Annotated in this window: 13 protein-coding genes; 8 read left to right on the top strand and 5 right to left on the bottom strand. The window is 61.8% G+C overall.

Annotated elements, in window-relative coordinates:
* Nucleotides 1-181 precede the first annotated feature (181 nt).
* The 6 genes from BLS27_RS11040 (at nt 182) to BLS27_RS11015 (ending at nt 7,095) form a co-directional block, all read left to right on the top strand.
* Nucleotides 182-940 (top strand): gamma-glutamyl-gamma-aminobutyrate hydrolase family protein, encoded by a 759-nt coding sequence (locus BLS27_RS11040; protein WP_043207055.1) that lies wholly within the window; start codon nt 182-184, stop codon nt 938-940.
* 25 nt (nt 941-965) lie between these two features.
* Nucleotides 966-1,823 carry an MBL fold metallo-hydrolase gene (locus BLS27_RS11035; RefSeq protein WP_043207057.1) on the top strand — a complete coding sequence of 286 codons (858 nt, stop codon included), beginning with the start codon at nt 966-968 and terminating at the stop codon, nt 1,821-1,823.
* Between the two features lie 137 nt (nt 1,824-1,960).
* Nucleotides 1,961-3,277: an SDR family oxidoreductase gene (locus BLS27_RS11030; RefSeq protein WP_090344865.1), complete on the top strand. Its 1,317-nt coding sequence runs from the start codon at nt 1,961-1,963 to the stop codon at nt 3,275-3,277.
* Nucleotides 3,278-3,576: 299 nt separating this feature from the next.
* Nucleotides 3,577-4,791: an MFS transporter gene (locus BLS27_RS11025; RefSeq protein ID WP_090344723.1), complete on the top strand. Its 1,215-nt coding sequence runs from the start codon at nt 3,577-3,579 to the stop codon at nt 4,789-4,791.
* A gap of 101 nt (nt 4,792-4,892) precedes the next feature.
* A complete protein-coding gene (locus tag BLS27_RS11020; RefSeq protein ID WP_090344863.1) occupies nt 4,893-5,792 on the top strand; it encodes a LysR family transcriptional regulator in 900 nt (299 codons plus the stop codon).
* Between the two features lie 184 nt (nt 5,793-5,976).
* Nucleotides 5,977-7,095, top strand: a complete 1,119-nt coding sequence (locus BLS27_RS11015) for a sensor histidine kinase (protein WP_090344721.1) — start codon at nt 5,977-5,979, stop codon at nt 7,093-7,095.
* Nucleotides 7,096-7,160: 65 nt separating this feature from the next.
* On the opposite strand, the gene BLS27_RS11010 is transcribed toward BLS27_RS11015, so the two are convergent.
* Nucleotides 7,161-7,547 (bottom strand): MerR family transcriptional regulator, encoded by a 387-nt coding sequence (locus tag BLS27_RS11010; protein WP_090344719.1) that lies wholly within the window; start codon nt 7,545-7,547, stop codon nt 7,161-7,163.
* Between the two features lie 74 nt (nt 7,548-7,621).
* On the opposite strand from BLS27_RS11010, the gene BLS27_RS11005 reads away from it, so the two are divergent.
* A complete protein-coding gene (locus BLS27_RS11005; protein WP_090344717.1) occupies nt 7,622-8,686 on the top strand; it encodes an SDR family oxidoreductase in 1,065 nt (354 codons plus the stop codon).
* Between the two features lie 177 nt (nt 8,687-8,863).
* On the opposite strand, the gene BLS27_RS11000 is transcribed toward BLS27_RS11005, so the two are convergent.
* The 4 genes from BLS27_RS11000 to BLS27_RS10985 form a co-directional block, all read right to left on the bottom strand.
* The gene (locus tag BLS27_RS11000; RefSeq protein ID WP_090344715.1) at nt 8,864-10,117 is read right to left on the bottom strand and encodes an OprD family porin; all 1,254 of its coding nucleotides are present in this window, start codon (nt 10,115-10,117) and stop codon (nt 8,864-8,866) included.
* A gap of 60 nt (nt 10,118-10,177) precedes the next feature.
* Nucleotides 10,178-11,482, bottom strand: coding sequence for a CitMHS family transporter (locus tag BLS27_RS10995; RefSeq protein WP_043215617.1), 1,305 nt, complete (start codon nt 11,480-11,482; stop codon nt 10,178-10,180).
* 123 nt (nt 11,483-11,605) lie between these two features.
* Nucleotides 11,606-12,919 (bottom strand): dicarboxylate/amino acid:cation symporter, encoded by a 1,314-nt coding sequence (locus BLS27_RS10990; RefSeq protein ID WP_090344713.1) that lies wholly within the window; start codon nt 12,917-12,919, stop codon nt 11,606-11,608.
* A 63-nt stretch (nt 12,920-12,982) separates the two neighbouring features.
* The gene (locus BLS27_RS10985; protein WP_090344711.1) at nt 12,983-14,062 is read right to left on the bottom strand and encodes a 4-oxalomesaconate tautomerase; all 1,080 of its coding nucleotides are present in this window, start codon (nt 14,060-14,062) and stop codon (nt 12,983-12,985) included.
* Between the two features lie 147 nt (nt 14,063-14,209).
* Here BLS27_RS10985 and BLS27_RS10980 point away from each other — a divergent pair, with 147 nt between their 5' ends.
* Nucleotides 14,210-15,103, top strand: a complete 894-nt coding sequence (locus tag BLS27_RS10980) for a LysR family transcriptional regulator (protein ID WP_043215830.1) — start codon at nt 14,210-14,212, stop codon at nt 15,101-15,103.
* Nucleotides 15,104-15,146 lie beyond the last annotated feature (43 nt).

The following is a 15,146-nucleotide window of genomic DNA, read 5'->3' as shown; positions in this document are numbered from 1 at the left end:
GCAACGGTTCGCCGGGGTGCCAATGGCTCGTGCACGATCCATTAGGGCCGTGCTTTAGCGCGCACCTGCCTGCGCCGATTTCCCAAACCGCCTGCATACGCAGTTTGAACGTTCGGGACAGGGCGGCATCCTTTGCCAAGACACAGGTTGTTTTTCTCTCGAAACCAGTAGGCCTGAAGGTATGGCACGTCTTCCTGTAATCGGCATAGTGGCAAGCTCCTGGAAAATCGGCCCCCATGCGGTGCAGATCATGGACGACAAATACGGGCGCGCCGTTGCCTTGGCTGCCAATGGCCTGCCTGTCGTGATTCCTGTGTTCGCCGAGCTTCTGATGCCCCGCGACATCATAGAGCGTGTCGACGGCCTGCTGTTTACCGGGTCGCCCTCGAACATCGAGCCACATCACTACCAAGGTCCTCCCAGCCCACCCGACACCCCGCATGATGCGGCCCGTGACCATCTGGCCCTGCCGCTGTGGCGCGAAGCCGTCGACGCCGGCCTGCCGGTATTGGGCATCTGTCGAGGGTTCCAGGAAATGAACGTCGCCTTCGCCGGCACCCTTGAACAGCGGTTGCCAGAAACCGGCACCGAACATCAACCGCCGAGCAACGAGCCGGTGGAAGACCAATATGCGCGCACACACAACCTGACCGTGTTGCCAGGCGGTGTGCTTTATCGTCTGGGCCTGGCGGGCCGTATCGAAGTCAACTCGGTCCATGGCCAGGGTATCGCCGAGGTGGGCAAAGGCTTGCGTGTCGAGGCCGTCGCTGAGGACGGCCTTGTGGAAGCGCTTTCGGTAGAAGGCAGCCAGAGCTTTGCCCTGGGTGTGCAATGGCATCCTGAGTGGCAGGTCATGTTCAACCCGGATTACCTGGCCATTTTCAAAGTCTTCGGCGACGCCTGTCGACAACGCGCTCAGCAGCGTTGCGCACGCCGTTGAGGGCTCGGGCCACTGGAGGAAGACCATGCACATTCATCACTTGAACTGCGGTTGCATGTGCCCTTGGGGCGGTGCGCTGTTCGACGGCTACAGTCCAGGCCTGACCGCGACCGTGCCGTGCCATTGCCTGTTGGTCGAAACCGAGCGTGACGGGCTGGTACTGGTCGACACGGGTTTTGGCTACAACGATATCCAGCACCCACAGCGCTTGAGCCGCTTCTTTCGGCTGTTCAACAACATCCGCCTCGACCACCGCCTGACAGCCTTGGATCAGATCAGGCGGCTGGGCTTCGATCCGCGGGATGTCAGGCACATCGTGCTGACGCACCTGGATTTCGACCACGCCGGCGGGCTGGAAGACTTCCCTCAGGCCCGGGTACATGTGATGGGCGAGGAAATATCGCATGCCACCCAGGCCGGTGGCTGGATCGGATCACGGCGTTACCGCGCCCGCCAGTGGCAAGCCGTGGCGGATTGGGAGTTCTATCCCGAGCTGGGCGAACAATGGTTCGGCTTCGATGCCGTGCGCGCGCTGATCGATGTCCAGGACGACATTCTGTTGGTACCCCTGGGCGGCCATACCCATGGCCATGCCGGGATCGCATTGCGCACCGGACAGGGCTGGCTGCTGCATGCCGGCGATGCGTACTTCCACCACCTGGAGGTGCACAGCCCCCAACGTCGCTGCCCGCCAGGCATGCGTCTGTATCAGCGCATGATGGACACCGACCACAAATTGCGCCTGGCCAACCAGCGTCGCCTGCGCGACCTGGTCCTGACCCAGGGGCCGGGACTGGAGGTGTTCTGCAGCCATGACCGATGGGAGATGCAGTATGCCTTGACCAACCAGCAGGAAAAGGATGCCCGGTGTCAGCGGGCCTGACCATCGAGCGTTTGGCCTGAACTTCCTCAGGCTGTCCAGCTTCCTCTACTTAAACCACCACCGGCCCAACAGGCGGTTCCGTTTGCATGTTGGCCTTGATCATTCACGGCGATGGCTGCCTGAGAGAGGGTTCGATCATGATTGATCCGGCAACGGGAATGAAACCGGGTGAACGCTACCGGGTAAGCGATCCCGACGAGGTCCAGCAGTTTCCGGGATTCTTCCTGGACGGCAAGTATTACCTGGAACCTGAGCTGTTGACGGCCGTCGGCTGGCTGGAAGGTCGGCGGTTCATCTATGACAACCTTACGCCCACAGGCGAGCCGGTGTTCGCGGATCGCTTCGCCGGGACGGTCGAGGACCTGACGCTTCATGTGGTGGAAGGTCCGGCCCTTAAGCTGTCGAGGGTCGATGCCGGCGCTGGCGAAGCGGCTGCGTCGCACACCGAACGACCCAGTCCTACGCCGCACCGACCCTCGGCCCAGCACCGGCTGCAGGGCCAACTGGTGGTCATCACCGGCGCATCCAGTGGCATCGGTCGGGCCACGGCCAAGGCCTTTGCTTGCCAAGGTGCCCGCCTCGTGCTGGCCGCCCGCGACGAACAGGCGCTGTTCGAGGTGCTGGATGAGTGCACCGAGTGCGGCACCGATGCCTTGGTCGTGGTTACCGACGTCACCCGTAGCGAACAGGTCGAAGCGCTGGCCGTACGGGCGGCGGAGTTCGGCCACGGACGCATCGACATCTGGATCAACAATGCCGGTGTCGGAGCCGTGGGCAGCTTCGACCAGACGCCGCTCCCCGCCCATGAGCAAGTCATCCAGACCGACCTGCTCGGCTACTTGCGTGGCGCTCACGCGGCGCTGCCGTACTTCAAGGCCCAGGGGCGCGGGATATTGATCAACACCTTGTCGGTCGGCAGTTGGGTAGCCCAACCCTATGCAGCGGCCTATTCGGCCAGCAAGTTCGGCTTGCGTGGCCTGACCGAAGCGCTCAGGGGCGAGTTGACGGAATATCCGGATATCCATGTGTGCGATATCTATCCGGCGGTGATGGACACGCCGGGTTTCAGGGACGGCGGCAACTACACAGGCCATGCGCTCAAACCGCCGGGGCCCGTCTACGATCCGGCGTTGGTGGCCAAGGCCATGGTGGCCTGCGCAGTATCGCCCCGTGCTCACACCACTGTGGGCTCAGCGGCGCGGCTCGCGCACCTGGCCAGTCATCTGGTGCCTCGCCTTGCCCAGTTCACCGGCTGGCTGACCCGTCTGGGCATCGAGCGTAGCCCGAAGGCGGCGGTGTCGGACGGCAATCTGTTCCAGCCCCCTGTTGGCACCCGTGGCGTGCAAGGGGGTTGGCGCACCGCTGGACACCCTGCACCTGCGTTGCTGGTCACTGCGGCGGTGCTGATACTGGGGAGCTGCGCGCTGGCCACGCTTCGACGCAAACGGCGCTGAGTGCTCTGGAAGGTGTGGTCCGACGACACCCTTGCAGGACCCGGCACCACCTGTCGCGTCATCGGCCCCTCGCCACCAACTTCCAATCCCCGGACCCGGTCTTTGTCCTGCTCGGCTCCGACGAGGGCAGCTACATCTCCGGGTCACGCTATGGTGAGACAGGGGCAAGCCGATGCTGTGAGGCGGCCCCGGGGTTTTGCGCAGCACGCACAAGTTCGTTGCGGCGAGTGGGTCTACCGCCTTCCCGACCGCAGCCCTAGGCTTGTCGCTGACCTGTCAACCCATTTGGAGTGTCCACCATGTCAGCGAGCAGCCCTGAGATTGTTGCTTCACCGTCGGCGTCCGCCGTCGTCACGCCTGCCCTGTCCAAGGCGCTGGTTGTGTTTCTGGCGTTCTGTTGCGGCGCCGTCGTTGCCAACCTGTATTACGCCCAGCCGATCGTTGAACTCATCGCGCCCAGCATCGGGCTTTCGCCGCAGCATGCCAGCCTGATCGTGTCGCTGACCCAGTTGGGATATGCCGTCGGCTTGCTGTTGCTGGTGCCGCTGGCAGATCTGATGGAAAACAAACGCCTGGTCATCGGCTTTACCTTGGTAGTGGGGGTGTGCCTGGCGGCGGCAGGTTTTGCCGGTTCGCCTTCGCTGTTTCTGGCCGCCTCGCTGATGATCGGCCTGACTTCCGTCGCCGTGCAGATCCTCGTGCCCCTGGCCGCGCACCTGGCGCCAGAAAGCAGCCGGGGTCGCGTTGTGGGCAACATCATGAGTGGCCTGTTGCTCGGCATCTTGCTCGCCCGCCCGGTCTCGAGCCTACTGTCGGAGTACGTTGGCTGGAGGGGCGTGTTCTTCAGTGCCGCCCTGCTGATGGTGGCCATCGCAGCCCTGGTAGCGGTGCTGTTGCCTGAACGGATCCCGAACCATCACACCACCTATGGCCGCTTGATCGGATCGGTGTTCGCATTGGCCAGACGCTATGCAGTGCTGCGCGAGCGCTCGCTGTACCAAGGGCTGCTGTTCGCAAGCTTCAGCTGCTTCTGGACCCTGGCGCCCATCGAGCTGATCCGTCATTACGGCCTCAGCCAGAACGGCGTCGCGCTCTTTGCCTTGGTCGGTGCGGTCGGGGCGGTTGCAGCCCCCATCGCCGGGCGCCTTGCCGATGCAGGTCACGGGCAGGTCAGCACTTTGGCTGCCTTGCTGTTGGCGCCCGCTTCGCTACTGATCGGTGCCATTTCCGGGCTTGGCTACCTGGGCCTGGTAGTGGCAGCTGTCGCCTTGGACTTTGCCGTGCAGTTGAACATGGTCCTGGGGCAACGTGAGGTCTACGCGCTGGACCCTCACAGCCGCGCTCGCCTCAACGCCGTGTTCATGACCAGCATCTTCGTCGGCGGCGCAGTGGGCTCGATGATGGCAAGCCCGCTGTACGAGCGTTTCGGATGGAGTACCGCGCTCTATACCGCTGCCCTGCTCCCGGTCTTGGCATTGCTGGTGTTCGTGGTCAAACACAGGAATGCTCGTTGAGCCGGCATCGCGCTATCTCGATGACCCTTGACATGGCTATCATCCGTGCAGCCGTTACCTTCGGGCTGGCGCTCCCGGTCCTCTTCGACAAGGTTGTACGTATGGATAAATTTCTGGCATTGAGCATGTTCGTCGAGACGGTACGCTGCGGCGGCTACTCCGCAGCGGCACGGAAGCTCGGCGTGGCCACCTCGTCGGTGGCCCGTCAGGTTGCAGCGTTGGAGGCAGACCTTGGGGCCACGCTCATCACCCGCAGCACGCGGCGAAACAGCCCGACCGACCTGGGCCAGGCCTACTTTGCGAACGCGGTGGCCATCCTCGATGCGTTGGCTGCGGCCGACAGCCTGGTGATGGACCGGGGGAGCGAGGCCAAAGGCACGCTCAGGATCAGCGTGCCGGTGGAGTTCGGCCGTCACTTGATTTCACCGCATCTGGGGCGTTTTCTCGACAGCCACCCGGGGTTGGAAGTCACCCTCAACCTCAGCGATGAGCGGGTGGACCTTTTCAAGGAGCGCATTGATTTGTCCGTGCGTTTAGGGTCAACGGTTTCCAGCGATGAAGTCATTTGCACCCCGCTCGGCCATTTCCAGCGTTGGCTGGTGGCAAGCCCTGCCTACCTCGAGCAGCACGCGGCCCCCGCCCATCCCCTCGAGCTACCCCGTCACAGATGCCTGCGCTTCGATTACGGCGGGCCCATGCGCGCCTGGCAGTTCCAGATTGACGACCAGACGGTGCCGGTCCAAGTGCACGGCCAGATGCAGAGCAACAACGCCGACGTTCTCCGCCAGGCTGCCGTCGCCGGTCAAGGCATCGCGCTGCTGGCCGACTGGCTGGTCGCCGAAGACGTGCGGCACGGCCGGCTGATCCGCTTGCTGCCAATGTTCGAAGTCAATCCAACCTCGGTCGACACGAGCATCAACATGGTGTATCTGCCGGCCAATCGCGAGTCCACGCGTATCAAGGCATTTGCTCGGTTCATGAAAACGCTGCTCGACCGTTGACGGGCAACATCATCCTTCGCGGATAAACCCTACGACTTCACCATCGTGATCATCGGTGAATTCCAAGCCATATAGCGCGTCGTTGCAAAAGCGTGACAGAAGTTAACGCACTGGTTGTTATACCCCTACAGTTCGATGATCTAGTCTATTGGGACGCCGTTTGAGGACAGTGCCAGGGACCGTTATGAGACTGTACGAATTCATCGAGGGCAACATGGAGCCGATTCTCCAAGCCTGGGAGGATTTCGCGCGTTCGGTGGAGACGCAGCAGCCAAATCTGGATGCGACCGGTTTGAGGAATCACGCCGAGAAGATCCTGCACACGGTCGCCCAGGACATGCGAACGACTCAGACAGCCCATCAACAGTCTGAAAAAGCGCAAGGAAGGGGGCCGCAAATATCCAGCGAGACAGCGGCCCAGACACATGCGGTGGTACGTCTGATGGCAGGCTTCTCCATGGATCAGATGGTCTCCGAATATCGAGCGCTGCGCTCCAGTGTGCTCTCCCTCTGGCTTAAGCACGAAGCATTCGACCAATACCAGGTCCAAGACATGATTCGGTTCAACGAGGCAATAGACCAAGCCTTGGTAGAGTCGATCGCAGCTTATGGGGTGGCAGTGGAGTCGACACGAAAAAAGGTGCTTGCCGTGTTAGGCCATGACCTGCGGTCACCGTTGGGGGCGGTACACATGGCTGGCGATCTGCTTTTGCGCCAGAAAGGGCTGGATGAAAAAGGCAAGGCACTGGCATCCCAGGTTTGTACAAGCGCTCGCCGCGCTACGGCCATTGTGAATGACCTGCTCGACCTGGCGCGCTGCAATCTGGGTACCGGCATCCCGGTCTATCCAGAGGAGGTCGAACTGAACCCGATATGCCGCACCGTGATCGAGGAGTTGCAAACCGCTTTCCCGGTGGCCGACATCGTCTTTGACGAAGTCGCGCAGGTGACCGGCCCGTTTGATTCGGCCCGTATCGCCCAGGTCTTTTCCAATTTGATAGGCAATGCCATCCGCCACGGCGATATAGCCTGCCCTATCAAGGTCACGGTGGAGAACGACGCTATCGGTCCGCGTGTGACAGTCCACAACTGGGGAGAACCCATCCCTGCTGACGTGATCCCCTACCTCTTCAAGCCGGAGGGGCGTTATTCCAGTTATGCAGCCGGAGAAAAGGGTTCAGCTGCAGGTCTTGGGCTAGGGTTGTTCATCGCGGCGGAAATCGTTGCCAGTCACGGCGGCAGGATTGAAGTCATGTCGAATGAAGAGCAAGGGACGACGTTTGCGGTGTTGCTCAAGGGGTAAGGGTGAAGTCGAAATCGTATCGACAGTTGCTGTCCACCGTTTTCGTCGAAGAAGGAGCGGACGACCTACCTCGTGTAGCTGGCAATCAGCGGCAGCCCTTGGGCAATGGCACTGGCTTCAAGCTTGGCACGCTCGGCGTCGAGAAAGGCATACGCGGCCTGCAAGGTGGAGATCTTCGCTTGAATCTCGGCCATCTTGCCGGCAACCAAGGCTGCGCCTTGGGCGCAATTGATCGAGTTACCGCGCCTGGCCGCCAGGATGTCCCCGATCTCGGCGAGTGAAAATCCCGCCCCCTGGGCACTTTGAATGAATGCCAGGTCACTAACGGTCTGATCGCTGTAGCTGCGGTAGTTGTTGGCCTGTCGATGGGCCACGATCAACCCGAGCTTTTCGTAATAGCGCAATGCGTGGCGGCCGAGTCCACTTCGGCGCTCCAACTCTCCAATGTTCACCTAAAGAAACTCCTTGACTGTAGAGCACGCTCTACACCTTAGCCTGCACCCATCATCCAAACAAGGAATCAGGCATGAGCGTGGAATGCTTCGTCACGGGCGGCAGCGGATTTATAGGCCAACACCTACTGGCCCGTCTTACTGCGACAGGGCACAAGACCTGGGTGCTCATGCGCAATCCTGGAAACATCGAACGGCTCAGAGAACAGGTAAGCCGGCTGGGCGGTGACCCTGCACATGTCCACGCGGTTGAAGGCGACATCAGCACAGAGGGGCTTGGTCTGAGCGAGGCGGACCAGGCGTGCGTGTCTTCGGCTTCGGTGGTTTTCCACCTTGCGGCGGATTTTTCCTGGGGGCTGACGATGGAGCACGCCCGCGCCGTCAATGTGCAAGGGGCGCTCAGAGTCGCCAGGCTTGCGGCGAGCCAGGACATCCGCTTGCTCATGGTAGGTGGCTTCATGCTGCAAAACCTGGCCCACCTTGCCAGGATCGGCGTCGATAACGAGCGCCCTGAAAACACAGATTGGCCTGCAGTCTACGCCCGTGCTGGGGGCTACGAAGGCAGCAAGATCGAGTCCCATTTCGCAGTCATGCGTTACATGCACGATGCCGGTGCGGATTACACCGTTGTCCATCCTGCTACGGTGTGTGGCCACAGCGAGACTGGGCACATCCCGCAAGGACAACCTCTGGCCGAGCTCATTCGAAACCTGGCACAAGGCCGGTTCAAAGCGATTCCCGGCTCTGCCAGGCACTGGTTGCCATTGGTCAGCGTCGATTACCTGGTGAAGATGATGACCTGCGTGGCGCTCGACCCTTCGATGGCCAACCGGCAGGTCCTGGCGCTCTGCGCGCACACACCGAACCTGCAAGGGATGCTCGAGCAGATCGCAGGAACGCTGCAGGTCAAGGCACCCCGCTACCATGTACCGATAGGTTTGCTCAGGTGGATTTTGACGATTCCGGGCCTGGCGGCCCGACTGGCAGTCAGCGCCGAATCATTGGACTTCATTCAGACCCAGCGCTTCGACATGCGTCAAAGCGAGCTTCTGGAGCACAAGTATCAATTCACACACCCCGACATGGCGCGCACGCTGGAAAATACGGTGCGCTACGTCAAAGGCGACTTGGCCCACTGAGGCAACCCGGTTGAGCGGACTCGAACAATACCTGTGACAGCGGGCCCGCTCCAGACGCAACGAGCTGATCCGGCTGGGCAAAAAAGCGCCACAGCCGTCCGGCGTGTAGTTCGTCTTCGAGAAAGTCCGACACAGCGCGAGCCGGCGCACCGAAGTGCGCCGGCTCGCGTCGCTGCATTACCAGAGCGCGATGTCGTAGGTCAGGTAGATCCGGTTGCTGTCACGACCGCGGTAGAAATCAGAGCGGTAGACATAGTTGCGCAGCTTCACGCCCAACCCTTTGACCGGACCGGACTGCACCACGTAGGCAAGTTCCACATCACGTTCCCATTCGTTGAGTTCAGCGTCAGCGGAGCGACCGTTGTCCCCGCTCAAGTAGCGCGCCATGAAGGTGAGCCCAGGGACACCGGCCGCTGCAAAGTTGTAGGCATAGCTTGCCATCCAGGTTTTCTCTTCCTCCTCGATGAACTTACCGATGCCGACGTTGCTGAACGAGTAGACCGTCGCGCCGCTGATGTACGGCAGCCCAGCATCGCCATCAAGCACTTGGTAGCCGGCGCCGACGGTGTGCCCCGAGTGGGTATACGACACCTGCCCACTGAACATGTCGTTGTCGATCTTGCCACCGTAAGCGGCTCCGCTGTCACGACTCTTGAAGTAACGCACGTCGGTGGTGAACACCCCGCCGGCCAATGGCAAGTCGTGTACCAGCCCCATATAGTCCTGGCGGTAAAAGTGTTCGAGCTGGCCATGGAAATAACTCAAACGCAGCTGTTTGCTCACGGCATAGTCCGCGCCGGCAAAACTGAAATCGCCAGACTCGCTACCGCCGTAGCCATCCAGAAATAGGCCAGTGCTGTCGGAGGAATCACGCTGCTTGAAGCGATCCAGGTGGCCGGCGGTCAGGGTCAGCCCTTCGACATCGGTACTGATCAGCTGTGTGCCTTGGTAGGTCTGAGGCAGCAGCCGCGCATCGTTGTAGACCAACACCGGCGTCTTGGGCAGCAAAGTGCCGTGCTTGACCACGGTCTGCCCCACGCGCGCCTTGGCCGTCACCCCGGCGCTGGAGAATTCGTCTGCGGCGCGGCCATCGTCGTGGACCGGCAGCAAGCCGGTACCGCTGCGCCCACGGCCCGAATCGAGCCGGACACCGACCAAGCCAAGGGCATCGAGGCCCACACCCAGCGGGCCTTGAGTAAACCCTGATTGGTAATCGAGCAGGAAACCTTGCGCCCATTCCACCCGCTCACTCTTGGCGTTCGCGGCAGCGCGGGGGCTCATGCCCTGTTCGTCACGGAAGTTTTCGTTGAAATAGACATTGCGCAGTTGCAGCTTGAGCTTGCCGTCATCGATGAATCCGGCAGCGCCGGCCACAGGCAGCCAGCCGCAGAGCAGGCCACAGGTGGCCCCACGGAAAACAGCTCGGGACATGTTCGGTACTCTAGTTGTTGTTCTTGGATAGAGGTGGGCGCCAGGAGCGCCCCATGCAGATCAGACGAAGAAGGACAGCGCCCCCGTGAGCAACGCCAGTGCCGTGATCACCAGCGAGGTGAGTACCGCCCATTTGACGGTGGCTTTCTGGAAGTCGCCGATATCGCGATCGACCATGCCCACCAGCAGCAAGGTCGAAGCTACCAGCGGGCTCATCAGGTGCACCGGCTGGCCTAGCACCGAGGCGCGTGCAATTTCGACCGGGTCGATGCCGTAGGCGGCAGCCGCGTTGGCCAGGATCGGCACCACGCCAAAGTAGTAGGCATCGTTGGACAGCACGAAGGTCAGCGGCATGCTGGTCAGCGCCACCACCAGCGGGAACCAGTGGCTCCAGGCCTCGGGAATCCAGTCGACCAGGGTCTGCGCCAGGGCATCGACCATCTTGGTGCCGGAGAAGATCCCCGCGAAGATGCCGGCGGCGAACACCAGCAGCACTACGGTCATGGCATTGCCCGAATGGGCGAGGATGCGCTCCTTCTGCAACTCCAACTGCGGGTAGTTGATCATCAGCGCCGCGACGAAACCGATCATGAACAGCAGCGCGGAGTGCATCACACCCATCACCAAGGCCGTCATGACGGCAATCACCAGCACCAGATTCACGTACGCCAGCCGTGGGCGCTTGTGCGGGTTGTCGCCAAGGATTTCCTTGATGTAGCAATTGCCCCCGCCGGACTCCAGGGCGATGTTGCCGATGCGTCGACGCTCGGCACGGCCCAGCAGGTAGGCGGTGAACACCACCCAGGCCGCCCCCCCGATCACGGTCGGCAGCATCGGAATGAAGTACTCGGTCGCATCCAGCCCGAGCGCGGCGATAGCCCGGGTGGCCGGCCCGCCCCAGGGGCTCATGCCGCTCATGATGCTCAGCGACAGCATGGACACCGTGGCCAGGATCATCGGGTTCATGCCAATGCGCTTGTACAGCGGCAGCATGGCCGCACAGGTGATCATGTAGGTGGTGGTGCCGTCACCGTCCAGTGCCACCAGCAGCGACAGCAGCGCCGTACCGATGGCGATCTTGATCGGGTCGCCATTGACGCGCTTGAGAATCTTGCGGATCAGCGGGTCGAACAGGCCAGCATCGATCATCAGGCCGAAGAACAGGATGGCGAACAGCAACAGTGCCGCCGAGGGCGCCACCATCTTCAAGCCATCGAGCATCATCTTGCCCAGCTCGGGGGCAAAACCACCGATCACCGCGAAGACGATGGGTACCACGGTGAGCGCAACGATCGGCGACAGGCGTTTACTCATGATCAGGTAGGTGAAGGTCACCACCATGATCAGGCCCAGGAGTGCGAGCATGGTCTTTTCTCTTGTTTTTATTGTGTTGCGGCCATCGGCAAGGCAGACGGCCCCCTACCCCACTCGGCATCGCCGGGATGTCGAGTGGGATTTTACGTCAACGATGGGAGGTGGAAGAGGCTTTCAGCCGTGATGCCGAGGCTCGGCAGACCAGTCGGCCTGCGCAGTCTGCGTCTCGGCCGGTGCAGCCGGGGTGCCGTTCAGACGACGCAGCAAGGTTTCCCGTTCACAGGCGTTCTCCGACAGCGAGATGACCACGGTGGCCACGGCGTTGCTGGCCAGGCTGGTCAGGGCCCGCGCTTCGGACATGAAACGATCGATGCCGATCAGCAAGGCCAGCCCTGCCAACGGGATGTCGTGGATGACGGTCAAGGTCGAGGCCAGCGCCACGAAACCACTGCCGGTCACACCTGCAGCGCCCTTGGACGACAACAGCATGATCGCCAGCATCGTCACCGTCTGCCCGAGGCTCAGGTCGATGTTGCAGGCCTGGGCGATGAACACCGCCGCCAGCGACAGGTAGATGGCGGTGCCGTCGAGGTTGAAGGAATAGCCGGTCGGCAGCACCAGCCCCACCACACCTTTCTTGCACCCCAGCTTCTCGAGTTTTTCCAGCATGCGCGGCAGTACCGGCTCGGTGGACGATGTGCCGAGCACCACCAGAAACTCCTCGCGGAAGTAACGCAGCAGCTTCCACAGGCTGAAGCCGTGCGCGCGGCAGATGCCACCGAGCACCACCAGCACGAAGAATGCGCAGGCGATGTAGAGCGTGCCGACCAGCTTGGCCAATGCGCCCAAGGAGGTCACCCCGTACTGCCCAACCGTGAAGGCCAGCGCCCCGAAGGCACCGACCGGGGCGAAGCGCATCAGGTAGCCGAAGATGCGAAACACCATGGTCGAGGCCGACTCCAGCACATCGAGTACCGGCTTGCCCTTCTCGCCCATGGACGACAGGGCAAAACCGCTGAGCACCGCGATGAACAGCACCGGCAGCACTTCACCCTTGTTGAACGCCCCGATGAAGGTGTCCGGAATGATGTGCATGAAGAAATCGACCACGCTGAGCTTCGCCGCAGAGGCGGCGTACTGGCCAAGGCCCTCGGTGCTGAGGGTGGCCGGATCGATGTTCATCCCCACACCCGGGCGGAACAGGTACACCGCAGCCAGGCCGATGATCAGGCTGACGATCGTCAGCCCCAGGAACAACAGCAAGGTCTTGCTCATCAACCGACCCAGCGAGCGCTTGTCGGTCATGCCGGCGATGCCGGTCACGATGGTGCAGAAAACGACCGGGGCGATCATCATCTTGATCAGTTTGATGAACGCGTCGCCCAGTGGTTTGAGCGCAACGGCCTGTTGCGCCCAGAAGTGACCGACCACCACGCCCAGCAGGACGGCGCAGAGGATCTGGAAATACAGTGATTTCGCGAGTTTCATGAGGCATCACCCATTGTTGAAATTGTGCGGATGTGCGGGTTGCGATGTGATGCAAGCAGCTGCCTACCCCGCCAGCCTGCGCAAGGTTGGGGCGTAGACGAAGCCTGAAAACAGCCGGCGGGCAGTTCTAACCACAGAGGCCTGGAGTGTCTTGCCATCGGCGCCGCTGCGCGAAAGCGCGACGTCGATGCCACCGCTCGGGTGCTCCAGGCGCACTTCATCCAGGTGCTGTGCTTGTTCGCCAAGCATGTCCATGATCACGGTGCCCGGGCTGACGCAGGCAGTCGCCAGCCCGATCGCACCGGTGATGGCCAAGGCGCGATGGCAGTTGTGAGGCATGAAGTAGCGCACTTGCAGCGTGCCGTCATGGCGGGACGGAGAAACCAGTACGGGCTTGGGGATCACCATGCCGCTGACATCGCCCAGCCCCATGGCCTTGCCGGCCTTCAGGCGCAAGGCCTCCAGACGTTGCAGCAGGCGGGTGTCGGCATCCAGCTGTGCGGGGGTCTCGGAGCCGGTCACGCCCAGCTGGCTGGCCTCGACGATCATCATCGGCATGGCCATGTCGATGCAGGTCACCGGCACGCCGTCGATCACATCCTGGGCTTGGCCGGTGGGGAACAGCTTGCCAGTCTTGCTGCCCACCGCGTCGAGGAAGGTCAGGTGCACCGGGGCGGCAGTGCCAGGTACGCCGTCGATTGCCGTGCGGCCTTCGTAACGCACGATGCCACCGGGCGTTTCCACCAGCGAATTGACGAAGGTGTTGGTGTTCAAGTTACGGATGCGTACCAAGGTCTTGCCATCCTGGGCCTTGACCAGTCCTTGCTCAATGGCGAACGGGCCAACGGCGCAGAGCATATTGCCGCAGTTGGGTGCGGTATCGACCCGGCGCTGGGCGACCATGACCTGCACGAACAGGTAATCGACATCGGCGTCGGCATGCAGCGAGGGGCTGACGATCGCCACCTTGCTGGTCTGCGGGCTACCGCCGCCGATTCCGTCGATTTCCAGCTCATGCCCGGAACCCATCAGGTTGATCAGCAATTCGTCGCGTTCGACCACATTGGCAGGAAGATCCCATGCATGGAAAAAGGGCCCCTTGGAGGTGCCGCCGCGCATGAGTACGCAAGGAATTCGTTGCATGATTTCGCACTCTTGTTGATCAATGGACATCATTGATGTTGTGGACACAAGATTGACAGGGATGGATAAATCAATCCAATGCAAATATCGTAGCCATTATTGCGATTGGTGAATCAATCCAGAGCCAGGGCCAAAGAGCGATCCGAGATGGAATACGAGCTGCAAGACATACGATCTTTCGTGAAAATCGCCGAACTTGGCAGTTTCCATGAAGCAGCGGAAGCGCTGCACCTGTCCCAACCCGCCCTGAGTCGGCGGATAAAAAAGCTCGAGGAAGGATTGGGCACCTCCCTGCTGGAGCGCACGACCCGCCGCGTCAGCTTGACCAGTGTCGGGCGGGACTTTCTGCCCAAAGCCAGGCGCCTGCTGGATGACTTCGAGGATTCGATCCTGAGCATTCGCGAACTCGCCGAACGACAGACCGGCCAGGTCACCCTCGCCTGCATCCCGACTGCGGCGTTTTATTTCCTGCCGTCGGTGATCCGCGACTACAACGAGCAGTACCCCAAGATCCGCATCCGCCTGCTCGACCTCAGCGCCAACGACGGGCTCGAGGCCGTGCTGCGCGGCGAGGCCGACTTCGGCATCAACATGATGAGCGGCCAGCACCCGGACATCGAATTCGTCTCCCTGGTGCAGGAGCATTTTGTCCTGGCCTGCCGTCGGGACCACAAGCTGGCGAACCGCGACGCGGTGACCTGGACGGAACTGGCCGACTACCGACTGATCGGCGTGGGCCGGCTGAGCGGCAACCGGATGCTGCTGGACCATGCCCTGTCCGGGCTCAACCTGCGGCCCAAGTGGTTCTATGAGGTCCAGCACCTGTCCACCTCGCTGGGCATGGTCGAGGCCGGGCTGGGTGTTTCGGCCATGCCCAGCCTCGCCATGCCCAGCGCCGATCATCCGACGCTGGTCAGCGTGCCGCTGATCGAACCCCAGGTGACCCGCACCCTGGGGCTGGTCTACCGACGCGGGGCATCGCTGTCGCCGGCGGCGGAGAAGTTCGTGTCGATCCTGTTGGACAAATGGCCCAACCGGTGAGCGAGACGCGCAAAACGGTGCAGATGAGAAACCGGCTGCATCC

The sequence above is a fragment of the Pseudomonas guariconensis genome (genome assembly GCF_900102675.1).
Classification (GTDB): domain Bacteria; phylum Pseudomonadota; class Gammaproteobacteria; order Pseudomonadales; family Pseudomonadaceae; genus Aquipseudomonas; species Aquipseudomonas guariconensis.
This window is presented reverse-complemented; position numbering and strand designations above follow the sequence as displayed.